Origin of the sequence: Rhodococcus sp. ACPA1, assembly GCF_002300195.1 — a bacterium.
GTDB classification, from domain to species: domain Bacteria; phylum Actinomycetota; class Actinomycetes; order Mycobacteriales; family Mycobacteriaceae; genus Rhodococcus_F; species Rhodococcus_F opacus.
Map to the genome: position 1 here is coordinate 402,075 of NZ_NSDX01000004.1, position 20,796 is coordinate 422,870.

Consider the following 20,796-nt stretch of genomic DNA (forward strand, 5'->3'; position numbering starts at 1 on the left):
AGTTAGCAACAACAGTCTCTTCAGTCACACGAGCATCACGAGTTGCAGACACGCGAGGTCGCTCGCAGGAAACTACAACTGAGGAGAGTCCCCCTTGCCGCACCGTCGACCGAAGCCCTCGATCGTCCTCGGGGCTGTCGCCGCTCTGGCTGTCGCAAGTCCCGTCGCGGTCTACGGCATCAGTAGCGCACCCTCCGACGTCAAATCCACGAACGAAACCTCCAACTCGGCAGTGTCCACCGAGATCGCGCAGGTCGTGCTGTCGCAGATCCCCGACATCGTGATTCCGCTGAAGGAACTGACCGGGCTGAACCTGCCCGACGTCAACATCGGCGACCTCCGGAACCTGAAGATCCCGCCGTACCTCCACATCCCCAGCAACGTGCAGCTCCCGGGCGGAATCCAGATCCCGAACCTGCAGATCCCACTGAAGCTCCCCGCCCCGGGCGACGTCTCCGACCCCGCGATCCTGCCCCCGGCCGATCAGCAGCCCGGCACGATCGTCAAGGAACTGTCGCGCGACGCCCCGTTCAGCATGGTGGCGCTCACCTCCGAGACCCTCGCGTCCGCGGAGTCGAAGGTCCGGGCGCTGCAGGCCGATGGAACGTGGGGACAGTGGGTCTCCCCCGACATGATCGACACGCGTCGCACGGACAAGACGGCGTCGGACGGCAAGGTCGCCACTGAACCCGTCTACGTCGGGCTGACGAAGGCGATCCAGATCCTGACCCCCACCTCGCTCCCTGCACCGGCAGGCGCACCCGCGCCCGACGCGGTGCCCGCGCCCGCCCCGGCACCCGCAGCCCCTGCTCCCGCGCCTGCTCCGGCCGCCGACGGGGCCGCACCGCTCGGTTACACCCCTGCCGCCGTCAACACGCCGTTGCGGCAGCAACCGGCACGCGCGGGCGCCGACGACGTCACCGCCGTGCTCATCGAACCTGGCAGTGGTCCCGGCGACGCGACGCTCGGCGACATCGCGAGCCCGCTCGACAGCGGCGGTCCCAAGGTCATCAGCCGCCAGCAGTGGGGTGCCGACGAGTCCATCCGGTGCCAGGACCCCGACTACGACGACTTCATCGGCGGTGCCACCGTGCACCACACCGCGGGAGCCAACGACTACTCGAAGGCCGAATCGGCCGAGATCGTCCGGGCGATCTACGCCTACCACGCGCAGACACTCGGCTGGTGCGACATCGGATACAACGCACTGGTCGACAAGTACGGCCAGATCTTCGAGGGTCGCGCAGGCGGTCTCGACCGTCCGGTCCAGGGCGCGCACGCCGGCGGGTTCAACGAGAACACCACCGGAGTCGCGATGATGGGCGACTTCTCGTCCGAGGATCCGCCGCAGGCCACCCTCGACGCCGTCGGCAAGTTCCTGGGCTGGAAACTCGGCAAGGCCGGACTCGACCCACTCGGCGAGACGACGATGTACTCCGAGGGCACCGAATTCACTCCCTATGCGGAGGGTGAGGCCGTCGATCTCCCGGTGATCTTCGCGCACCGCGACGTCGGCAACACGTCCTGCCCCGGAGACGCGGCGTACTCACACATGGACGAGATCCGGCAGATCGCGGCGGCCAACCTCGGCGGCGGCAACGCCTCGCTGGCCTCGGACGCACCCTCGGGTGAGGCTCCGGCGCCGTCCGGCGGTCCCGGCACGGACGCAAGCTCCAGCCTCGGCGCCGGAATCCCTGCCCTGGTCAACGAACTGCTGCGGCTCACCGACCCGTCGCCGGTCGCCCAGAAGTGGGTGGCGGAAGGCGGCGACACCGGCCGGCTCGGCCAGGCCATCACCGGACTGCTGCAGGCCAAGGCCGGTAACTCGGGCGCACAGTTCGCCAACGGCGCCATCTTCACCTCGCCCAACGGGGGCGTGTGGGCGGTCCTCGGACAGATCTTCAAGACGTGGCAGAACCTCGGAGCCGACAACGGCGAACTGGGCCTGCCGACCAGTGACGAGTACCCGATCCCGGGCGGTCTCCGCACCGACTTCGAGAACGGTTCGCTGATCTTCAACGAGATCACCGGCATCGTCACCAAGGTGTTGAAGACCTACAACGACACCTACGCGGAGGCCTACAGGAACGGTGCCCCGGTCGATGCCGCGGCGCCCGTCGCACCGCCCGCGGACCCGGCACAGGTTCCGCCGGCTCCGGCCGAGCCCGCTCCGGCTCCGGCACCCGAACCGGCTCCCGCTCCCGTCGAGCCGGCACCGGTTCCGGCCGGCTGATCGGGTTTCACCTCTCGGGCGCTGGTGGTCTCAGGACCACCAGCGCTCGAGCACTTTCGCGACCCCGTCGTCCCAGTTGGTGGCCGTCACCTCGTCGGCGGCGGCCTTGGCGTCGGGGTGCGCGTTCTCGACGGCGACACCCCGGCCCGCGAGGTTCAGCATCGGAATGTCGTTGGGCATGTCACCGAAGGCCACGATGTGCGACGCCGTCACGCCGAGTCGTTCCGCCACCAGCGCGAGACCCGACGCCTTCGTGATTCCCGACGCCGACAGTTCGATCAGCCCGTTGTCGGTGGAGAACGTGACGTCCGCACGGCGACCGATGTGCGGCGCCAGCGCGTCCACCATCGCCTGACTGGACATTTCCGGCACCCGGATCAGCAACTTCACCGCGGGGGCCGCGACGACCTCGTTCTCGGACATCTCGGTGTTGTCGGGGTTGAGCCAGGCGTGCTGGTAGCCGGGTGAACTCACGAACTGCGGTGTCGCGGCGTCGTGAGCGCTCACCCCGACACGCTCCGCCGCGAGCCCCGCGCCGGGCAGCACGCGGAGCGCGATCTCCGACAGCCACGTGAGGGTGTCGACGTCGAGGGTCGCGGCGCTGAGCACGCGGTCGCTGTCGCTGTCGTAGATGACGGCGCCGTTGGCACAGACGGCCAGCGGCGCGTAGCCGAGGCCCTCGACCACGGGATGGATCCAGCGCGGGGGCCGGCCGGTGGCCAGCACGAAAGGAGTTCCCGACGCGACCACCGACGCGACGGCGTCGCGGGTGCGAGCACTGATGCGCTCGTCCTCCCCGATCAGGGTGCCGTCGACATCGGACGCTACAAGGCTCGGTCGGTCTGGGCTCACCCAGCCATTCTGCCTGCCGAGTCCGCGGCGCCGCCGGGCGGCCGTTACCGGGCCCGCCGTTCCTCGGCTTCGCGGCGGTCCATCTCGGTGGCCTCCTCGATGGTGGGCGCACTGCCGCCGAGTCGCCGGGGCACCCAGTACGCGCCCGCCGGATGGTCGAATCCGTCCTGCACCCGGCGCAGGATCGCGTCCATCTCCGTGTGCAGAGTTTCGGTGAGGGCCTCCGCCGGTTCCCGCGGCTCGATCGGCCGGCCGACCTCGACGGTCACCGGAAACCGATGCCGCCCAAGTTGTCTCGGCTGCCCCTTCGTGGCGATCCGCTGAGCACCCCACACGATGACGGGCACGATCGGCACCCGGGCGTCGATCGCCATGCGCGCCGCACCCGACTTCAGTTCCTTGATCTCGAAGCTCCGGCTGATGGTCGCCTCCGGGTACACACCCACCAGTTCGCCCTCGCGCAGCCGCTCCACCGCGGCGAGGTAGGCGCCCGCGCCGGCGGTCCGGTCGACCGGGATGACCCCGCACCCGCGCATCAGGAACGCCATCACCTTGTTGTTCGCGAGTTCGGCCTTGGCCATGAGCCGCAGTTTGCGGTCCACCGCACCGACCGCGAGTGCCAGCTGGACGAAGTCCAGGTAGCCGGTGTGATTGACCGCGAGCACCGCCCCACCCTCGGTGGGGATGTTGTCCAGGCCGACTCGCGTCATCCTCAACCCCTGGAACAGGGACAACGCCTTGGCCGTCGACTCGACAGCCGTGTAGACAGGCTCCACCGCCACCTTCTAGCTACCGGTCTCCCGGGCCCGACGGGACTGTGCCTTCGCCTCGGCGTCGGCGGCGTCCATCTTGTTCGCTTCGTCGAGTGTCGGCGCGCTTCCACCGAGGCGCGCGGGCACCCAGTACTCGCCTGCCGGGTGGTCGTAGCCCTGCTGGAGGTCGGCGAGCATCGTCGTCATCGTGGCATGCAGCTTCGCGGTCAGCTCGGCCGCGGGTTCGTATGGCTGGATCGGCTCACCGACGGCGATCGAGATGGGAGTGTTCGTGCGGCCCAGCCGCTTCGGGAACCCCTTGGTCCACACCCGCTGCGCCCCCCAGATGACCACCGGGATGATCGGGACATTCGCCTCGATCGCCATGCGCGCGGCACCCGACTTGAATTCCTTGATCTCGAAGCTCCGGCTGATGGTGGCCTCCGGGTACACACCCACCAGTTCGCCGCGGCGCAGGAAGTCGACGGCCGCCTTGTACGAATCCGCGCCGGCGGCCCGGTCGACCGGAATGTGCTTGAGCGCGCGCATGATCGGGCCCGAGATCTTGTTGTCGAACACTTCCTTCTTCGCCATGAAGCGGACGTACCGCTTCACCCTGCGGGCCGGAAGTCCGGCGTAGGTGAAGTCCATGTAGCCGGTGTGATTGATCGCGATCACCGCCCCACCCGTCGACGGAATGTGCTGATCGCCCTCGACCGTGAACTTCAGCCCCTCGAGGGCGAATACGGTGCGGGCGATGCCGATGACGGTTCGGTAGACGGGTTCCACAATCGGCTAGCGTAGCCGGGTATCCGCGATCTGGCCCGCCGTCGGGGACGGACATTCGGTGGGGAGTCGACAGAAAGGGCGCGCTGGAGATGGCTGGCAGGGGCAGGAGGGCGCTCATCGCGCCGGTCGTCGCGGTGATCCTCGGCGCGGGGGTGGCGTGCGATTCGCAGTCCGGCATCCCGACGGACGAGCCCCCGGCCGACACCGTTTCCGCGCCCACATCCGCCGCCGAGCCCAGGACCACCACGCCGCCTGCCCCGGTGCCGCAGGTGATCGTCGGCGACGTGCCCGGCAACCCCGCAGCGGTCGACGCCGTCCGCGCCTGGGCCACCGACCTGGTCACCCGGCCCGACACCGTCCCCGCGAAATGCTGGACGCTGCCGTCCGCCCAGGCCGCCGACCAGTACGCCGACACGTCCGCGATCCTCGGGGCGCTCGCGCAACCCGGCGTCGACGGACAGTTCGCGGTGTCGTGGACAGGCGGCGGCACCACGGTGTCCGTCAAACGCAGCGAGATCGCGTCCGGCTACGCCTGCCCGCACGTCCACCCCGCCGGGACCGTCGACTTCTACACCCCCGCCGACGCCGAGTACGCCGTCACCCGATTCCTGTCTCGGGAGTCGGGCGCGCCGGTGAACAGGGCGGACACCGAGACCGCCTACCCGCTGATCTGCCCCGGCTTCAGCCCCTGGGACCCGTCCGGCACGGGCACCGGCGGCAGGCCGCCGCTCCAGCTCGACCCCGACGTCCTCGCCGGGACCACGGCGTTCGCCGCCGACGCGATGACCGCCACCCCGGTCCGCGGCGACTACCTGGAAGTGTCCGTTCCCGTCACCGACGTGTCCGGTGTGACGAACACCAGGCAGGTCACGCTGTCCATCGGCCCCGACGGCTACTGCCTGGGCGAAGTGACCTGACCGCACGTGAGTGGCATGGTGTGCTGGAGCGCGCATTGCCACTCACCTGGGGGGAACGCCTACTCTGGAACAGTCGCTCAGCTCCCAGGAGGCATACCAGTGCAGGTCACCAGCGTCGGACACGCCGGATTCCACATCCAGACCGAGGCAGGCTCGATCCTGTGCGACCCCTGGGTGAACCCCGCGTACTTCGGGTCCTGGTTCCCGTTCCCGGACAACACCCAGCTCGACTGGGACACCCTGGGCAACTGCGACTACCTGTACGTGTCGCACCTGCACAAGGACCACTTCGACCCGGAGAACCTGAGCAAGCACGTCAACAAGGACGCAACGGTGCTGCTCCCCGACTACCCGGTGCCGGACCTCAAGCGTGAACTCGAGGCGCTGGGCTTCCACACGTTCTTCGAGACCGAGGATTCGGTCAAGCACAAGGTCACCGGCCCCAAGGGTGACCTCGACGTCATGATCATCGCGCTGCGCGCCCCCGCGGACGGTCCGATCGGCGACTCGGGTCTCGTGGTGTCCGACGGCGAGACCACGTGTTTCAACATGAACGACGCGCGCCCCGTCGACATGGACGTCCTGCACGACGAGTTCGGCAAGATCGACATCCACCTGCTGCAGTACTCGGGCGCCATCTGGTACCCGATGGTCTACGACATCCCCACCAAGACGAAGGCCAACTTCGGCAAGCAGAAGCGTCAGCGCGGCATGGACCGCTGCCGCAGCTACATCGAGCAGGTCGCAGCCACGTGGGTGGTGCCGTCCGCCGGACCGCCGGTGTTCCTCGACGACGCCCTGCGCTACCTGAACGACGACCGGGGTGACGAGGGCAACATCTTCCCCGACCAGATCACGTTCCTCGAGCAGATGCGGATCCACGGCAACGACGGCGGCATCCTGATGATCCCGGGGTCCACCGCGGACCTGAAGGGCGGCGAGCTGACGCTCACGCACCCGATCCCGGACGCCGAGGTCGACAAGATCTTCTCCGACAAGGCCGCGTACATCGAGGACATGGCGAAGCGCATGGCGCCGGTCCTCGCCGCCGAGAAGGCCACGTGGGCCCCCGCCGAGGGTGAGCCGCTGCTGGAGGCGCTCAAGGCGAAGTTCGAGCCGATCATGAAGCAGTCCGACCTGATCTGCGACGGCATCGGCTACCCCGTCGGCCTGGTGATGGGCGACGAGACCGTCGTCCTCGACTTCCCGCAGCGCACCGTCCGTCCGCGCGGCGAGAAGGACGGCAAGTACCGCTACGGCTTCCGCATCGCCCCCGAATTGGTGCGCACGGTGCTGCGCGACGACGAGCCCGACTGGGTGAACACCATCTTCCTGTCCACCCGCTTCGAGGCCTGGCGCGTCGGCGGATACAACGAATTCCTCTACACGTTCTTCAAGTGCCTCACCGACGAGCGCATCGCGTACGCCGACGGCTGGTTCGCCGAGGCCCACGACGACTCCGCGTCGATCGAACTCGGCGGGTACGAGATCCAGCGTCGGTGCCCGCACCTGAAGGCCGACCTGTCGAAATTCGGCGTCGTCGACGGCACCAGCCTCACCTGCAACCTGCACGGCTGGCAGTGGGACCTCGAATCCGGTCGCTGCAAGACGTCCAAGGGACACGAACTGCGGTCCACCAAGCTCTGACCCCGGCGGGCGAATGTATCCTTCGGCGCATCTGAGGCGTCGAAGGGTACGTTCACCCGGCAGCAGCGGCGTCGGCCCGGACCGGCGGCAGCCACCGACGCACCAGGACCGCCGACAGCAGCACGGGAACGGCCAGTGCCGCGACGAGCGTCGTGACCGACAGCCACAGGGACCCGACGGCGACCCCCGCGTAGATCAGCACCGCGGCCACCTCACCGAGCAGTCCGGCCACCGATGTGACGGTGGCGCGTGCGGGACCGGTGATCGCATCCTGTACGCGCGCTTCCGACACGATCATCGCGTTGCCGAGGATGCCGTAGCCGACGCCGAGCGCGAGGAATCCGGGGACACCGCCGAGCAGCGCGCCCCCGCCGAGCAGGATCGCGGCGACGGCGACGGCCCGCCCCATCGTCACGGCACGCATCGACGCCGTGCGTCCGGCGAGGGCTGTGCCGACCACCTGACCGCTCACCGTGATCGCGACGAGCAGCGGTACGGACGCCGTCGATGTTCCGCCGTCGCGCGCGAGCAGCCCGAAGTACTCGTCGAACGCCAGGAACGCGATCAGCACCGCCGACAGCAGCACTCCGCGCCGGACCACCGCCTCCCGCGTCACCTCGCCGAGGCCGGCGCGCAGCATCGCGGCATACCGGGCCGCGAGTCCCCGTCGTGCGTCCGCGGCGGCGAGGGTCTCGTCCGACTCCTCGGCCTCGGGTGCCGCGGGCAGCAGCAGGGCGAAGCCCCCGTGGACCACGGTCGCACCGACGCTCACCCACCCGACCAGCGGATATCCGCCGAGGACGTAGAGCGGCGCCGCCGTCAGGGTCGCGAGAAGGTTGCACACCATGGCGCCGGAGTTGGCGTAGCCGAGCAACCTCGCGAAGTCACCGGCAGCGCCTCGCGCCACGAGTTCGTCGTACAGCAACGCCTCGAACGTGCCCGACTGGATGGCGCCGCTGATGCCCCACAACACGAATCCGGCCGCGAATCCCGCGTACGACGGCATGAGGATCCACACCGTGAATCCGGCCGTGTACAGCACTGATGCGAACACCAGGAGGCCACGTCGAGACACGGTGTCGGCCCACGCGCCGGACGGCACCTCGGCGACGAAGGACACGACCGACCAGATGACGAACAGCGACGAGATCTGACCGACGCTCAGTCCGTGGTCGGCGAACAGCAGGTCGTACAGACCGTAGAGCGGGATGAGGTCGCGCGTGGACACGTAGCCGACCACGCGGACGGCGAGAGAACGCTGCGAACTGGGTCAAGGCTGGGCGGCGGGATATCTCACGCGCCCAGTTTCGCACTCCACGCCGGGGGTGTCACCCCGTTTTCGGCCTATCCGACGGTCGGCGGCTGATCGACGAGCTGGGCCATGTAGAGCTGGTCGCCCATCTTGTCCATCAGTTCGATCTGCGTCTCCAGGTAATCGATGTGATCCTCTTCTTCCTCGAGGATCGTCTCGAGCAGTTTCGCCGACGTGGCATCGCCCTTGTCGCGGCACATCTGGATGCCCGGACGCAGACGCTCGACGACCTCGACTTCGATGGAGAGGTCGGAATGAAATTGCTCGCGCAGGTCCTGCCCGATGCGCAGCGGCAGCAGCTTCTGATAGTTCGGAAGCGCCTCGAGAAACAGGATCCGGTCGGTGAGGATCTCGGCGTGATTCATCTCCTCGATGGACTCCGCCCGAGTCTTGTCCGCCAGTTTGGTGAAGCCCCAATTGGCCTGCATCTTGGAGTGCAGGAAGTACTGGTTGATCGCAGTCAGCTCACTGGTCAACTGTTCGTTGAGAAGAGCAATGACTTCGTCGTCGCCGCGCATGACTTCTCCGTTCGCCCCGGTTGAGGCGAACGTACCACTGGCAGTGTCCGCGATGTAGTCGATCGCGGGATTCAGTTGTGCTGCGGTTTCGTCACGCGGCCACGCTGTCGGCGGCGGACCGCTCCAGAATCTCCTTCAACCGATCGACGCAGGTTCCACATCCCCATCCGGCGCCGCAACGCTCACCGATGGCGTCCGCACTGTCAGCTCCGGCAGCACAGTGCTCGTGCACTTCGTCTTCCGTCACTGCCTTGCAGATGCACACGAACATGTGGAGCTCCTCACCAACTCGATTAGGTAAGGGTTACATCATTTCGGCATTCGCGCAAGGGTAGCCTTCCCAAAATCCTGAGCCTGCGTTCATGGCTTCAGGACATCCGTCCCGACGAACGGCACGAGCGCCTCGGGCACCCGCACGGTGCCGTCGGACTGCTGGTGGTTCTCCAGGATGGCGACGATCCACCGGGTGGTGGCGAGGGTGCCGTTGAGGGTCGCGGCCGTCTGCGGCTTCCCGTTCTCGTCGCGGTACCGGACACCGAGACGACGCGCCTGGAACGTCGTGCAGTTGGACGTCGAGGTGAGCTCGCGGTACGCCTGCTGCGTGGGCACCCAGGCCTCGCAGTCGAACTTGCGGGCCGCCGACGACCCCAGGTCGCCGCCGGCCACGTCGATCACGCGGTAGGGCACGTCGATCGCGGCGAGCATGTCGCGCTCCCACGCGAGCAGGCGCTGGTGCTCCGCGTCGGCGTCCTCGGGCTTGCAGTAGGTGAACATCTCCACCTTGTCGAACTGGTGGACCCGGATGATGCCGCGGGTGTCCTTGCCGTAGCTGCCGGCCTCGCGGCGGAAGCACGTCGACCAGCCGGCGTACCGCTTGGCGCCGTCGGCGAGGTCGAGGATCTCGCCCGAGTGGTACCCGGCCAGCGGGACCTCGGACGTGCCGACGAGGTACAGGTCGTCGTCGGCGAGGTGGTAGATCTCGTCCGCGTGGGCGCCGAGGAACCCGGTTCCCGCCATGATCTCCGGTCGCACCAGTACCGGCGGGATCATCATCTGGAAGCCGTTGGCCATCGCCTTCTGCGCGGCCAGCTGCAGCATTCCCAGCTGCAGCATCGCGCCGAAGCCGGTGAGGAAGTAGAAGCGGGCACCGGAGACCTTCGCACCGCGCTCCATGTCGATCAGCCCCAGCGACTCACCCAGCTCGAGGTGGTCCTTGGGTTCGAAGTCGAACGTGGGAATCTCGCCGACCGTCTCGAGGGTGACGAAGTCGTCCTCGCCGCCCGCGGGGGCGCCCTCCTGGACGACGTTGGAGATCGCCCGGTGCGCGGCGTCGAGCGCGGCCTGCGCCTCGTGCTGCTCGGCCTCGGCCTGCTTGACCTTGGCCGCGAGTTCCTTGGACCCCTCGAGCAGCGCCGGACGCTCCTCCGGGGACGCCTGCCCGACCTTCTTGCCGAACGCCTTCTGCTCGGCACGCAGATTGTCGCCGGCGAGAACCGCGGCGCGCCGGGACGCGTCGGCCTCGAGCAATGCGTCGACCAGGGCGGGATCTTCGCCACGGGTGCGCTGCGACTCGCGGACGGCGTCGGGGTTCTCGCGGAGGAACTTCAGGTCAATCACGGCTTCAAACCCTACCGGGCGCCGCAGAGCGGCTCACTCCGGTTTCGGTTCCAGCAGGCTCAGAAGGTCCTCGCGGCCGAACATGCGAGCGGCGTCGACGGCAGTCGGGTGGCCGGCCGTGGCGTCGGCACCACCGGCGACGAGGGTCCGCACAACGGCGTCCTCACCCTTGAACAGCGCCCCTGCCAGCGGGGACTGCCCCTTGTCGTTGAGCCGGTCGACATCGGCGCCGCGGTCGATCAGGACTTGAACGGCCACGGCGTGACCGTGGTATGCGGCCAGCATCACCAGAGTGTCGCCGTTCTGATTTGCCAGGTTCACCGGGACGCCCGCGTCGAGGTACGTGGCCAAGGACACGGCGTCGCCGGATCGTGCCGTGTCGAACACACGCCCGGCGAGCTCTTGCAGTTCAGGATCCACCGGCTCGGCGGAGTGCTGAGGATCGTCACTCATGGTCGTCGAAGTTACGCCAGGTTCGAGCCGATTGCGGGAGTTGTTCTGCTTCCACGATCGGAACAGGCATTATGGAAATCGATGTCCTCAGATCAGTCGAACGGCGCCGACCCCCAGCCGAAGAATGCCGGGCAACCGGAGAAGGCTCCCCGCAGCATGTCCGCGACCACGACGCGTCGCGCGCTCGCGGCCGTCGCGGCAGGTGCCGTGGTGGCGGCGATCGCCACGTTCGCGATCGCCGGCGGTTTCAACCGCAGCGAGAACCTCCCCGCGCACTCCCCCGGTTCCGGACCGCAGGCGACGGGTTCGGTGGACGGCGACGCGTTCGCTTCGGCGGCGGCAGGCGACTGCCTCGACTGGACGCCGTCGAACGATCCGCAGGAAGACCGGAAGGACGTCGCGAAGGTCGACTGCTCGGAGGAACACCGGTTCGAGGTGGCGGCGCCGCTGGACCTCAGCGTGTATCCGGGCGCCGAGTTCGGTCCGGGTTCGCGTTACCCGGGTGCGCTGCGGTTCGCCGCGCTGCGCGACGAACACTGTGTGCCCGCCGTCGACAGTTACCTCGGCGCGAAGTTCGATCCGTACGGCAAGTTCAGCGTGGGTCTCATGTTCCCCAGCGAGTCCGGTTGGGCGGCGGGCGAGCGCACTCTGCGGTGCGGCCTCCAATTCTCCAGCACCGCAGGGACGTTGCTGCCGTTCGCCGGCAAGGTGGCCGAGCAGGACCAATCCAACATCTGGGATCCGGGCACCTGCATCGGAATCAACCAGAACGTGCCCACCGACCCCGTCGACTGCGCGCAACCCCACGCCTTCGAAGTGATCTCCGTCGTCGACCTGGCCACCCAGTTCCCTTCCTCGATGCCGGCCGTCGAAGACCAGGACAAGTATCTCGAAGGCGTGTGCACGCAGGCCGCCAACGAGTACCTCGGTTCCGCCGACGCGTTGCGCAACAAGACACTCACGCTGTTCTGGGACAACCTGGAACTCGACAGCTGGCTCGCGGGCAGCAGGCGGGTGAACTGCTCGGTGGGCAAGGAGACCGACGCCGGCGGCTTCTCGACCATCACCGGTTCGGCGAAGGGCGAGATCCTCATCGACGGTGCGGCGCCCGTACCGCCGCCGCCGGTCCCGGAGGGTAGGTCGATTCCGACGCCGCTTCCCGGCGCAGTGCCGGTCCCCGGGAACTGATGTGGCGGTGAGCATGACGCCCGACCGATTCGAGGAATTGGTGGGCGACGCACTCGATCTGATCCCACCCCGGCTCGCGGCCGCGATCGACAACGTCGTCGTCCTCGTCGACGACCGCAACGACGAGGACCCGTATCTTCTGGGCCTCTACCACGGGATCGCGCTGACGGAACGGGACAGCCATTACGGCGGATCGCTGCCCGATACGATTACCGTCTACCGCGACGCCATCCTCGAAATCTGCAGTTCGGAGGAGGAAGTCGTCCACGAGGTGGCCGTCACCGTGATACACGAGGTTGCGCACTACTTCGGGATAGAAGAAGATCGCTTGCACGAGCTCGGCTGGGGATGAACGGTTTTCCCGAGAAGAATTTCTCGGGATCGGGGGGAACCGAAGAGCGCGTTGCAGCGTCCAAGTGTGTAGGGACAGCTGCACATGCAGTTCGTTTGCCGGGGGGCAACTGCCTTCCGCCTGCCTAGGTCAAGAAGGAGTTCGACGCCATGCCAGCTCTGCACGTCGCACCTGAAGCTCTTGTCGCCGCCGCCGTGGAACTCGACGCGCTCGCCGCGCGTCTCGAGACCGCGGTCGCTCTCAACTCCGCGGCCATCCGGGTGCTTCCCTCCGGGAGCGAGGAGGTCTCGCTGCACGCGGCTGGTTACTTCGACACCGTCGCCAACACGTTCACTCCTGCTGTCGCCCAGGGCATTCTCGAGATGCGCGAGACCGCGAACACGCTCCGCACCCAGGCCGCGCTGTATGTCGCCGAGGACCTCGCGCTCGGCGCGTCCCTCGCTGCGGGCATGTGACGGCCGGCGCCTCGAGACCACCAGGAGATCAGACATGACCATGGGACTGACAGGTGTCATCTGGTTGCCCCGAGGGGCAACCGTCAACTCGACCACCCTCGCCGCCGGCGCGGGTCCGGTGCCGCTCAGCGTGGCGAGCGCAGCATGGACGGCGCTGTCCACGAGCTTCGTCGACGCCAACCTCACACTGGTCCGCGTGATGGCCGAACTCGCGGCCGGCTGGCAGGGTGTGTCCGCGGTCGCGGCGCTCGCGAAGATCACGCCGTTCACGGTGTGGACAGCCGAATGTGCCGAACTCGCCGCGGACACCGCAGCGAAGGCCGGGCTCGAAGCGGGCGCCTACACCACCGCCGCGCTCATCATGCCCAGCATCCCCGAGATCGTCGCGGTGAAGACCGCGAAGGCCACCGCGTATTCGACGGGTGGGGCGCTCAACGGCACCGCCGCGGCCGCCGAAGCCGCGGACCGCGCGATGGACATTCGCGCCGGGCTCGTGATGGAGGGATACGAGGCCGCGTCGAACATCCTGGCACTCAAACGCACGTACCGGCAGCCCCCTCGTATCGTCACGAAGGCCGATTCGAAGGAGGTCGGGACCTTCGACGAAATCCCGTCCGACGGTGAATTCGATCCGACGCGTGCCGCCGCTGCCGCACTGATGGCCGCCGGCCAGAACCCGGCCGTCGCCACCGCCGCATCGCAGGTCGGCAGCATCGCGGGCACCACCGTCTCGACCGCCACGTCGGCGGCGAGCAACATCGGTGGCGCGGCATTGTCCGCGGTCACCGGTGGCGGCGTCACCCCGATGGTGGGCGGTGCGCCGATGATGTCCGGCGGCGCGTACGGCGGCGGCTCCGCCTCGACCAGCGCTGCGGCAGCCCGCACCTCGGTCGGTGCGATCGGTGCGGGCACCGCAGGCGGGGCGACCCTGCCCGAGGGCTGGGGCAAGACGGACGGCGGCCAGGGCGCACGGCCCGGCGCACCGGCAACCGCACCCGGCGGGGTGATCGGAGACGTTCGCGCCGACGTGAACCCGGCCGCGGCGGCGCGCGGCGCCACCGGTAGCGGACCGATGACGGTCGGGCGCGGAACGGGCGCGGGCGGAGCGGGTTCGCAGGACGAGGACGAACGGGAGACCCCCGACTACCTGAAGAACTTCGAGCACTTCTCCGACGGGCGCACCGTCATTCCGTCGGTGATCGGCGCGAACCCCGACCACCGGGAGTCCGGACGGTGATCGATCTGGGCACCCAGCCGGGCGTACCGACCCTCCCGGCTGTGACCCTGAGCCTCGACGAAATGGATTATCTCGTCGACACGCTCGCGCTCGACGTGCTGCCGGTGGTGCTCGACGCCACCCCGCGGTACGACACGTACGACGCCAGGGACGCAGCGTTCCGCGGCGCAGTCGACACCCTCGCCGCCCGGGACCTGCTCCCGGGCGGCGGGGTTAACCCCGAACTCGCCGACCGCCTGCGGGTTCTCGCCCGACCGCTGTGGGAGATCGCCCTGCGCTGGTACGTCGACGGCAGCATCTCGAGACTGTGCATCTCCCAGGGCGATGCCCGCTCGGTGCTGGCCCTGCGCGCCGGCGACACGTACGTCGTCCAGGATGCGGGCGTCGACATCTTCGCCCCCGTGATCGGAGCGCTGGGGGCCGCAGAGCCGATGAGCGTCGGCGTCGTCAACGCACCCACGGTCCAACTCGGCGAAGCCTTCGATCAGGGCGGGGACGGCAAGTCGCTCGCCGCCGCCCTCACCGCACTCGGGGTGACGGCGGTCGACGCGACCGTCCTCGGCAACGCGATGGCCGGCTGCACCACCTACGCCGAGATCGTCGGAATCGTCTACGGCGACGGACGATACGACCCCGTGGGCGGGCCTGTCACAGTCTTCGACACGTCGGCGGGACGGATCGTCGGCACGTCCAGTGTCTCCGCGCACGGGGTGGCGTGGTCGTCGCTCAGCCCCGGCACCCCGCAGCGCCTACGGCAGGCGCTGGAGTCGCTGGCCGACCGGCTCCGCTGACCTACACCGGTTGCCGCTTCCACCAGGCGCCGGTCTCGCGGCGCTCCTTCCAGGTGGTGAATTCGTACCGGTACATCCGCGCACGCACGTGTTTCGGCGGCTCCTCCGGGAACGGGTTGTACTGCAACAGCTTCAGCGTGTCGCGATCGTTGCGCAGCAGCCTCTCGACGAAACCCCGGAACCACGGTTCGGCGTAGCCGGGCGAGATCGCCGTGAACCAGAACAACCAATCGAGCCGCAGGTGATACGGCGCGAACTGGCGCGGTCGCCGGTTGACGTCACCCGGTTTCCCCTTGAAGCCGTACTCCTTCCACACGGAGTGCACACTGGAGTGCGCGTCCGACGTGCCCTCCACGATCACCTCGTAACGCACCCGGGTGATGCTGCCGAACGCGCCGTATGTGTTGACGAAATGCCACTTGTTGAACGACGCATTCATGCGCTGCCCGTGGGAGATCATGTTGCGAATCGGCCAGTAGCTCAACACGACGACGAGCGCCGTCACCGCGATCACCAGCACGACGAAGGGCATCGGCGCCGAGTCACCGGCGGCCGGGACGTCGAACGGCAGCACCTTCTCGTACACGCCGTCCGGGATGACGGACAGCCCCAGCACGATGGTCGTCCAGTTCAGCCACGAGAAGTTACCGCTCGCCACCAGCCACAGTTGGGTGACGATCATGATCGTCGCGGCGACGGCGGCGACCGGTTGCGGCGCGAACAGCCCGAACGGCACCACCAGCTGAGCGAAGTGGTTGCCGAGCACCTCCACCTTGTGCAGCGGCTTCGGCAGCCGGTGGAAGTACCAGCTGAACGGTCCGGGCATCGGCTGGGTTTCGTGGTGGTAGTACAGGCAGGTGAGGTCCTTCCAGCATCGGTCGCCGCGCATCTTGATCAGCCCGGCCCCGAACTCGAGGCGGAACAGCAACCACCTCAGCACGAGCAGCACGAGTATCGGCGGACCGACCGACGCGTTGCCCAGGAAGATCGCGAGGAAACCCGCCTCGAGCAGCAACGACTCCCAGCCGAAGCTGTACCAGATCTGGGAGACGTTGACGATCGAGAGGTACAGCACCCACAGGGCGAACCACACGAGCATGCACGCCGCGAGCGGGATGATCTGTGTCAGACCGAGCAGCGCGGCGAGAGACAGTACGGCGCCGGTCCAGCAGACCGCCTCGAAGAATCGGTCCGAGTAGTGGAAATGGAAGATGCTCGGTGAACGTCCGAACGTGACGGCGCGGAGAAAGTTCGGGACGGGCAGCATCCCGTTGCTGCCGACGAGCGGCCTGAACTGGTTTCTCGCGGCCACGAACGCGACGAGATAGATCGCGGCGAGCCCCTCGGTGACGAGCAGCCGACCGAGCGAATAGTCATCGCCAACGAACCAATCCACCGCCGTCACTCCTCGAGGACGGTTTCCTCCATCGTCGCGCAACCCCACAGTGCGCGCAACGACGTCACCCCATCGGGTCGTCCGCGCCGGGGATCACCCGGTGCTCGAACGGTGGCTCGACGGTTCCCCAGCGCACGCACTCCCAGCCGCCGCCCGCGAGCGGTGTCAGCTCCACCGATTGCGTGTTGGCCAGATGATTGTTGGCGGCGAACAGCCCGGGCACCCCGGCGAGTTGCGCTGCCACGAGCCGGATGGCGGCGCCGTGGCTGACCAGCACGACGTCTCCCGATTCCGCCGGGTCGTCGAGGTATTGCTCACGCAGGGCGTCCACGACCGGCACATACCGTTCGAGGATGTCGTGGGCGGATTCCCCGCCGGGAACCCGGGCGTCCAACTCGCCGGTGTGCCACAGGTGGAACGTCTTCATGAACAGCTTGTGCGACTCCTCGTCGCTGCGGTCCTCGAGTTCACCCGCCTGGGCCTCGTGCAGGCCCTCCCGCACCTGGACGGCGATGCCCGACGCGAGTTCGACGAAGCGCGCCGTCTGCCGGGCACGCAGTGCCTGCGAGGACACGAGGGCGGCCGTCATCGCCTTCGCGGCGAGGTCGGTGCCCAGCCGTTCGGCCTGGGAGAGCCCTTCGGGTGTCAGCCGGGCACCGGGCAGCCGGGTGTCGAGCCTGCGCTCGACGTTGGCCTCGGTCTGCCCGTGCCGGACCAGGATCAGCTTGCCGCTCACGATTCCCTCTCTCCCTGACGGATTCGTTCGATCCAGTCCGCTGCGTCTCCGTCGGACGGCGGCGGCGGGCCGCTGGGGTTCGCCGCGGGCCAGGACCCGAGGAACCGCACGTGCGACTTGCGGTGCAGCGCACGGAACGCCTCGGCGACGAGCGGGTCGTCGATGTGCCCGATGCAGTCGACGAAGAAGCGGTACAAGCCGGGGGTGGTGCGCACCGGGCGCGATTCGATCCGGATGAGATCGATTCCGCGGGTCGCGAACTCGGAGAGCACACCGACGAGGGAGCCGGGGGTGTTGTGGGGTTCGAGCACGGCCGAGGTGCGGTCGCCGCCGGTGCGTGCGGGCACCCGGGTCGGCGCGGTGACGAGAACGAACCTGGTGCGGGCGCTCTTCTCGTCCGCCACCCCGTCGGCCAGGCTGCGCAGCCCGAGCCGTTCGCCCGCGAGCGCGGTGGACACGGCCGCGTCGGCGAGGCCGTTCGCCACGTCCTCGGCGGCGCCTGCGTTGGAGGACGCCGTCTGGAGTTCGGCGCCGGGGCAGTTCTCCTCCAGCCAGATTCGCACCTGACCGGCAGCCACCGGGTACGCCCGCACGGTGCGCACCTGATCGAGCCGCTCGATGCCTGCTCCGCCGAGGATCGTGAACGCCACGTCGAGCTCGGTCTCGGCCACGATCTGCAGGCGGTCGCCCAGCGCGAGCGAGTCGAGTGTGGGCACCACGGCCCCCTCGACGGAGCTCTCGATGGGAACGACGGCACCGTCGACGACGCCGTCGCGCACCTTGGCCAGGCCGGCGGGCGGACTCGTCGCGGCTACCCGCTCGACCGGGCCGTCGAAGGCACCCGCGGCCTCGAGCTGGGCGAGCGCCATCTCCGTGAAGGTTCCCGAGGGTCCGAAATACGCGATCTTTGGCACGCCTACGAGATTACGCACCGAGCGTTGACGGACCGGCGCATTGACGGTGAATGTTTACCGCAGACCCGCGTCCGCCAGCTCACGGGCGACGAGCGCCGGGTCGCGCACCTCGACCCCCAGCAGGACCTCGCGGACGGCCTCCGCGGCCTCGGGAATCAGCGAGGCGAGCCTCGTGGAATCGGGTGCCGCGAGCGCCGCCCGCACGTCGTCGCCACGAAGGGACGCGACAGTCCCGGACAGCAGCGCGAGCACCTCGGCCGTGTCGCGGGCTCTCGCCACGTATCCGACGTCTGCGTGCGCGAGGACGGCCAGGAAGTCGGCGACCTCGCCGATGGTGTGTCCGCTCGCGAGGCCCGGGATGCGGCCGGCGTCCGCGAGTTGCTGCGCCGTCTCGGCGAGACCGGGGTCGTCGCTGCCGTCGACCGTGACGAACACCGCGAGCGGAGACGGCAGCCGGAGCGCCACCGCGTCGCCGAGCTGACCCGCGGGGCAGTCGACGTGGAAGCGGACCGCCTCGTAGGAGGCCTGCTCGCTGGTGCGGAGAACGGCGGGGTCGACGTCGAGACCCACGATGACGCGGCCGGCGTCGGTCCCGACGGCGTCGAGCAGTGCGGACGCCGGGACCACCCGCGGTCCGAGTGCGCCGCCTGCGGCCGGGCTCGAGTCCTGGGATCCGCTGAGAAGTTCGGATCCGCTGAGAAGTTCCGCGAGCAACGACTGCGGTCCGCGCGATCGCGGGACACCGAGGGAGAGAGGTATAGCCACCTCCCCACCGTAATGCCCACCTCGTGGACCGGAATCGTGTCGGGGTCTTGCCATCGCCGACTCGGCCACATTAGGTTAGGGTTACCTCAGTATCGCGGAACCCTGAAGGAGGCTCCATGCCCGTCACGACCACCGGTCCGTCCACCGCCGAGCGTGTGCGTAGCTCGTGCGCACGGACCCAGGACGCGGTACTCGCCGTCGAAGGCAGCGCACCGACCGTCACGTCGGTACACCACCTGCGGTCCAGCGGCGACGTCGTCGTCGCGGTGCCCACCGAATCGGCCGCCGCCACGTTGTCCTGGCTCGCCGGTGGCGGCGGGATCCCCGCCGTGCTGGAGCTCACCGACAACTCACCGCTCGCGCTGCGTGAGCCCGTGCGGTCGCTCGTCTGGCTGCGCGGCAACCTCCACGCCCTCTGCGAGGCACACACCCGGACGCTGGCCGACGAGGTGGCGTCCGAATACCCGCACCCCGGACTTCTCGACGTCGGGCACGATGCGACGCTGCTGCAGCTCCGCCTCGAATCGGCGGTGGTCGCCGATTCGAGTGGCGCCGAACCCGTCGCCCTCGACGACCTGCTCGCCGCCCGGCCCGACCCGTTCTGGGAAATGGAGACCGCCTGGCTCCAGCATCTCGACGAGGACCACCGCGACCTCATCGACATGCTGTCCCGCAAACTGCCGCCGCACATGCGACACGGACGTGTCCGCCCCCTGGGCATCGACCGGTACGGGCTGCGACTGCGCGTCGAGAACGATCACGGCGATCGCGACATCTGGATGCCGTTCTCGGCCCCGGTCGACGACACCGTCGCGCTGAGCAGGGCGATCCGACTGCTGGTGGGATGCCCGTTCGTGAACGGACTCCGCGCGCGCGGCTGATCGGTATTCCGGTTCGGCGCACGCTAGCGTGTGGCGCGTGATCTCGCGTGCAACGCTCGCCTCCTGGATACGGCCTGCCCCACCCGAACCGGCGGCTCCGCCGGCCACCGGGAGCGAGCGGCGGGCCCTGTGGATCGAGATCACGATCGTCCTGCTCGTCACGTTCGGGACGAGCGGACTGTCGGGACTGCTGTCACTGTCCGAATCGCTCCTGACCCCCGGAAACCTCGCCGATCAGGCCGTCGCCCTCAACGTCTCCCGCGCGGAGAACCAGATCATCGACATCGCCCGGCAATTGCTCGGCGTCGTGAAACTCCTCGCGTGGGCTGCGCTGGGCCTGTACCTCCTGTGGCGCAGCGGCCTCGGCCCGCGCGCCGTCGGGCTCGGCCGGCCCCGGTGGCGCCCCGACGCGACGCAGGGTGTCGGGCTCGCCGCGCTGATCGGTCTGCCCGGGCTCGGCTTCTACCTGTTGGCCCGCGCGATCGGCGCCAATCTCACCGTCGTCCCGAGCACCATCGGGGATCACTGGTGGCGGCTGCCGGCCCTGATCCTGTGGGCGATCGCGAACTCCGGCGCGGAGGAAGTGCTCGTCGTCGCGTATCTGATCACCCGGCTGCGGCAACTCGGGTGGAGCGAGAATTCGTCGCTGCTCGCGTCCGCGGTGCTCCGGGGGACGTACCACCTCTACCAGGGTTTCGGTGGCGGGCTGGGCAACGTCGCCATGGGTCTGGTGTTCGGCCGGTACTGGCAGAAGACTGGACGGTTGTGGCCTCTCGTGATCGCCCACGCCACCATCGATTCGGTCGCGTTCGTCGGCTACGCCGCACTGCGCGGGCACGTCGGCTGGATTCCGTAATCCGGCCGGACCAGTAAAGTCGTGCGGGTGACCGGCGACGCCCCCTACCCTCCGCTGCCGCCCCGTCCGCCCCGGCGGACGCAGGGCGGGCAGCAGGTGCCGTCGCCCCCGAACCGCCGAATGCCACCACCTGAC

General features: G+C 68.7%; 22 protein-coding genes. 10 read left to right on the top strand and 12 right to left on the bottom strand.

What is annotated here, in order from left to right:
• The first annotated feature begins 94 nt into the window (after positions 1–94).
• Positions 95–2,233 (top strand): peptidoglycan recognition protein, encoded by a 2,139-nt coding sequence (locus CJ177_RS19700; protein ID WP_095868406.1) that lies wholly within the window; start codon positions 95–97, stop codon positions 2,231–2,233.
• Between the two features lie 30 nt (positions 2,234–2,263).
• Here the strand turns inward: CJ177_RS19700 and CJ177_RS19705 are convergent, their stop codons facing one another.
• Genes CJ177_RS19705 through CJ177_RS19715 form a run of 3 tightly spaced genes read right to left on the bottom strand, consistent with a single transcriptional unit; the run spans position 2,264 to position 4,626 of the window.
• On the bottom strand, positions 2,264–3,085 hold the full coding sequence (locus CJ177_RS19705; protein WP_005248850.1) for a Cof-type HAD-IIB family hydrolase: 822 nt from the start codon (positions 3,083–3,085) through the stop codon (positions 2,264–2,266).
• 44 nt (positions 3,086–3,129) lie between these two features.
• Positions 3,130–3,861: a 1-acyl-sn-glycerol-3-phosphate acyltransferase gene (locus CJ177_RS19710; protein ID WP_095868407.1), complete on the bottom strand. Its 732-nt coding sequence runs from the start codon at positions 3,859–3,861 to the stop codon at positions 3,130–3,132.
• A 9-nt stretch (positions 3,862–3,870) separates the two neighbouring features.
• The gene (locus CJ177_RS19715) at positions 3,871–4,626 is read right to left on the bottom strand and encodes a 1-acyl-sn-glycerol-3-phosphate acyltransferase (RefSeq protein ID WP_005248852.1); all 756 of its coding nucleotides are present in this window, start codon (positions 4,624–4,626) and stop codon (positions 3,871–3,873) included.
• Positions 4,627–4,715: 89 nt separating this feature from the next.
• Here CJ177_RS19715 and CJ177_RS19720 point away from each other — a divergent pair, with 89 nt between their 5' ends.
• Together CJ177_RS19720 and CJ177_RS19725 are read left to right on the top strand one after the other, a co-directional pair.
• Positions 4,716–5,543 (top strand): hypothetical protein, encoded by an 828-nt coding sequence (locus CJ177_RS19720; protein ID WP_095868408.1) that lies wholly within the window; start codon positions 4,716–4,718, stop codon positions 5,541–5,543.
• Positions 5,544–5,642: 99 nt separating this feature from the next.
• Positions 5,643–7,190 (top strand): MBL fold metallo-hydrolase, encoded by a 1,548-nt coding sequence (locus CJ177_RS19725; RefSeq protein ID WP_005248854.1) that lies wholly within the window; start codon positions 5,643–5,645, stop codon positions 7,188–7,190.
• Between the two features lie 52 nt (positions 7,191–7,242).
• On the opposite strand, the gene CJ177_RS19730 is transcribed toward CJ177_RS19725, so the two are convergent.
• The 5 genes from CJ177_RS19730 to CJ177_RS19750 form a co-directional block, all read right to left on the bottom strand.
• Positions 7,243–8,430 (bottom strand): MFS transporter, encoded by a 1,188-nt coding sequence (locus tag CJ177_RS19730; RefSeq protein WP_095868409.1) that lies wholly within the window; start codon positions 8,428–8,430, stop codon positions 7,243–7,245.
• Positions 8,431–8,534: 104 nt separating this feature from the next.
• On the bottom strand, positions 8,535–9,020 hold the full coding sequence (bfr, locus tag CJ177_RS19735) for a bacterioferritin (RefSeq protein WP_005248856.1): 486 nt from the start codon (positions 9,018–9,020) through the stop codon (positions 8,535–8,537).
• A 91-nt stretch (positions 9,021–9,111) separates the two neighbouring features.
• Entirely contained in the window at positions 9,112–9,291 is a 180-nt protein-coding gene (locus tag CJ177_RS19740; RefSeq protein ID WP_005248857.1) for a bacterioferritin-associated ferredoxin, read from the bottom strand.
• Between the two features lie 89 nt (positions 9,292–9,380).
• Positions 9,381–10,637, bottom strand: a complete 1,257-nt coding sequence (serS, locus tag CJ177_RS19745) for a serine--tRNA ligase (protein WP_005248858.1) — start codon at positions 10,635–10,637, stop codon at positions 9,381–9,383.
• Positions 10,638–10,670: 33 nt separating this feature from the next.
• Entirely contained in the window at positions 10,671–11,090 is a 420-nt protein-coding gene (locus CJ177_RS19750) for an ankyrin repeat domain-containing protein (protein WP_005248859.1), read from the bottom strand.
• Between the two features lie 81 nt (positions 11,091–11,171).
• Between CJ177_RS19750 and CJ177_RS19755 the strand changes: the two genes are divergently transcribed.
• The 5 genes from CJ177_RS19755 to CJ177_RS19775 all read left to right on the top strand — a co-directional run bounded on the left by CJ177_RS19755 (position 11,172) and on the right by CJ177_RS19775 (position 15,113).
• Positions 11,172–12,278 carry a septum formation family protein gene (locus CJ177_RS19755; RefSeq protein WP_095868410.1) on the top strand — a complete coding sequence of 369 codons (1,107 nt, stop codon included), beginning with the start codon at positions 11,172–11,174 and terminating at the stop codon, positions 12,276–12,278.
• Between the two features lies 1 nt (position 12,279).
• Complete coding sequence (locus CJ177_RS19760) at positions 12,280–12,630, top strand: metallopeptidase family protein (RefSeq protein ID WP_087561196.1); 351 nt, start codon at positions 12,280–12,282, stop codon at positions 12,628–12,630.
• A 149-nt stretch (positions 12,631–12,779) separates the two neighbouring features.
• Positions 12,780–13,085, top strand: coding sequence for a PE family protein (locus CJ177_RS19765; protein WP_005260458.1), 306 nt, complete (start codon positions 12,780–12,782; stop codon positions 13,083–13,085).
• Positions 13,086–13,119: 34 nt separating this feature from the next.
• A complete protein-coding gene (locus CJ177_RS19770; protein ID WP_095868411.1) occupies positions 13,120–14,322 on the top strand; it encodes a PPE family protein in 1,203 nt (400 codons plus the stop codon).
• A complete protein-coding gene (locus CJ177_RS19775; protein WP_061041707.1) occupies positions 14,319–15,113 on the top strand; it encodes an ESX secretion-associated protein EspG in 795 nt (264 codons plus the stop codon). The genes CJ177_RS19770 and CJ177_RS19775 overlap by 4 nt, the downstream gene beginning before the upstream one ends.
• Before the next feature lies 1 nt (position 15,114).
• Here the strand turns inward: CJ177_RS19775 and CJ177_RS19780 are convergent, their stop codons facing one another.
• The 4 genes from CJ177_RS19780 to CJ177_RS19795 are packed head-to-tail and all read right to left on the bottom strand — an operon-like array spanning position 15,115 to position 18,924.
• Complete coding sequence (locus CJ177_RS19780; protein ID WP_025431649.1) at positions 15,115–16,518, bottom strand: lipase maturation factor family protein; 1,404 nt, start codon at positions 16,516–16,518, stop codon at positions 15,115–15,117.
• A 55-nt stretch (positions 16,519–16,573) separates the two neighbouring features.
• Entirely contained in the window at positions 16,574–17,245 is a 672-nt protein-coding gene (locus tag CJ177_RS19785) for a histidine phosphatase family protein (protein ID WP_025431648.1), read from the bottom strand.
• Positions 17,242–18,177, bottom strand: a complete 936-nt coding sequence (gene pheA / locus CJ177_RS19790; protein WP_231914264.1) for a prephenate dehydratase — start codon at positions 18,175–18,177, stop codon at positions 17,242–17,244. The genes CJ177_RS19785 and pheA overlap by 4 nt, the downstream gene beginning before the upstream one ends.
• Before the next feature lie 36 nt (positions 18,178–18,213).
• Complete coding sequence (locus CJ177_RS19795; RefSeq protein WP_005248867.1) at positions 18,214–18,924, bottom strand: hypothetical protein; 711 nt, start codon at positions 18,922–18,924, stop codon at positions 18,214–18,216.
• A gap of 116 nt (positions 18,925–19,040) precedes the next feature.
• Between CJ177_RS19795 and CJ177_RS19800 the strand changes: the two genes are divergently transcribed.
• Positions 19,041–19,805, top strand: a complete 765-nt coding sequence (locus CJ177_RS19800; protein ID WP_095868412.1) for a DUF2470 domain-containing protein — start codon at positions 19,041–19,043, stop codon at positions 19,803–19,805.
• A gap of 37 nt (positions 19,806–19,842) precedes the next feature.
• On the top strand, positions 19,843–20,661 hold the full coding sequence (locus CJ177_RS19805; protein WP_061041738.1) for a CPBP family intramembrane glutamic endopeptidase: 819 nt from the start codon (positions 19,843–19,845) through the stop codon (positions 20,659–20,661).
• The last annotated feature ends 135 nt before the right edge of the window (positions 20,662–20,796 follow it).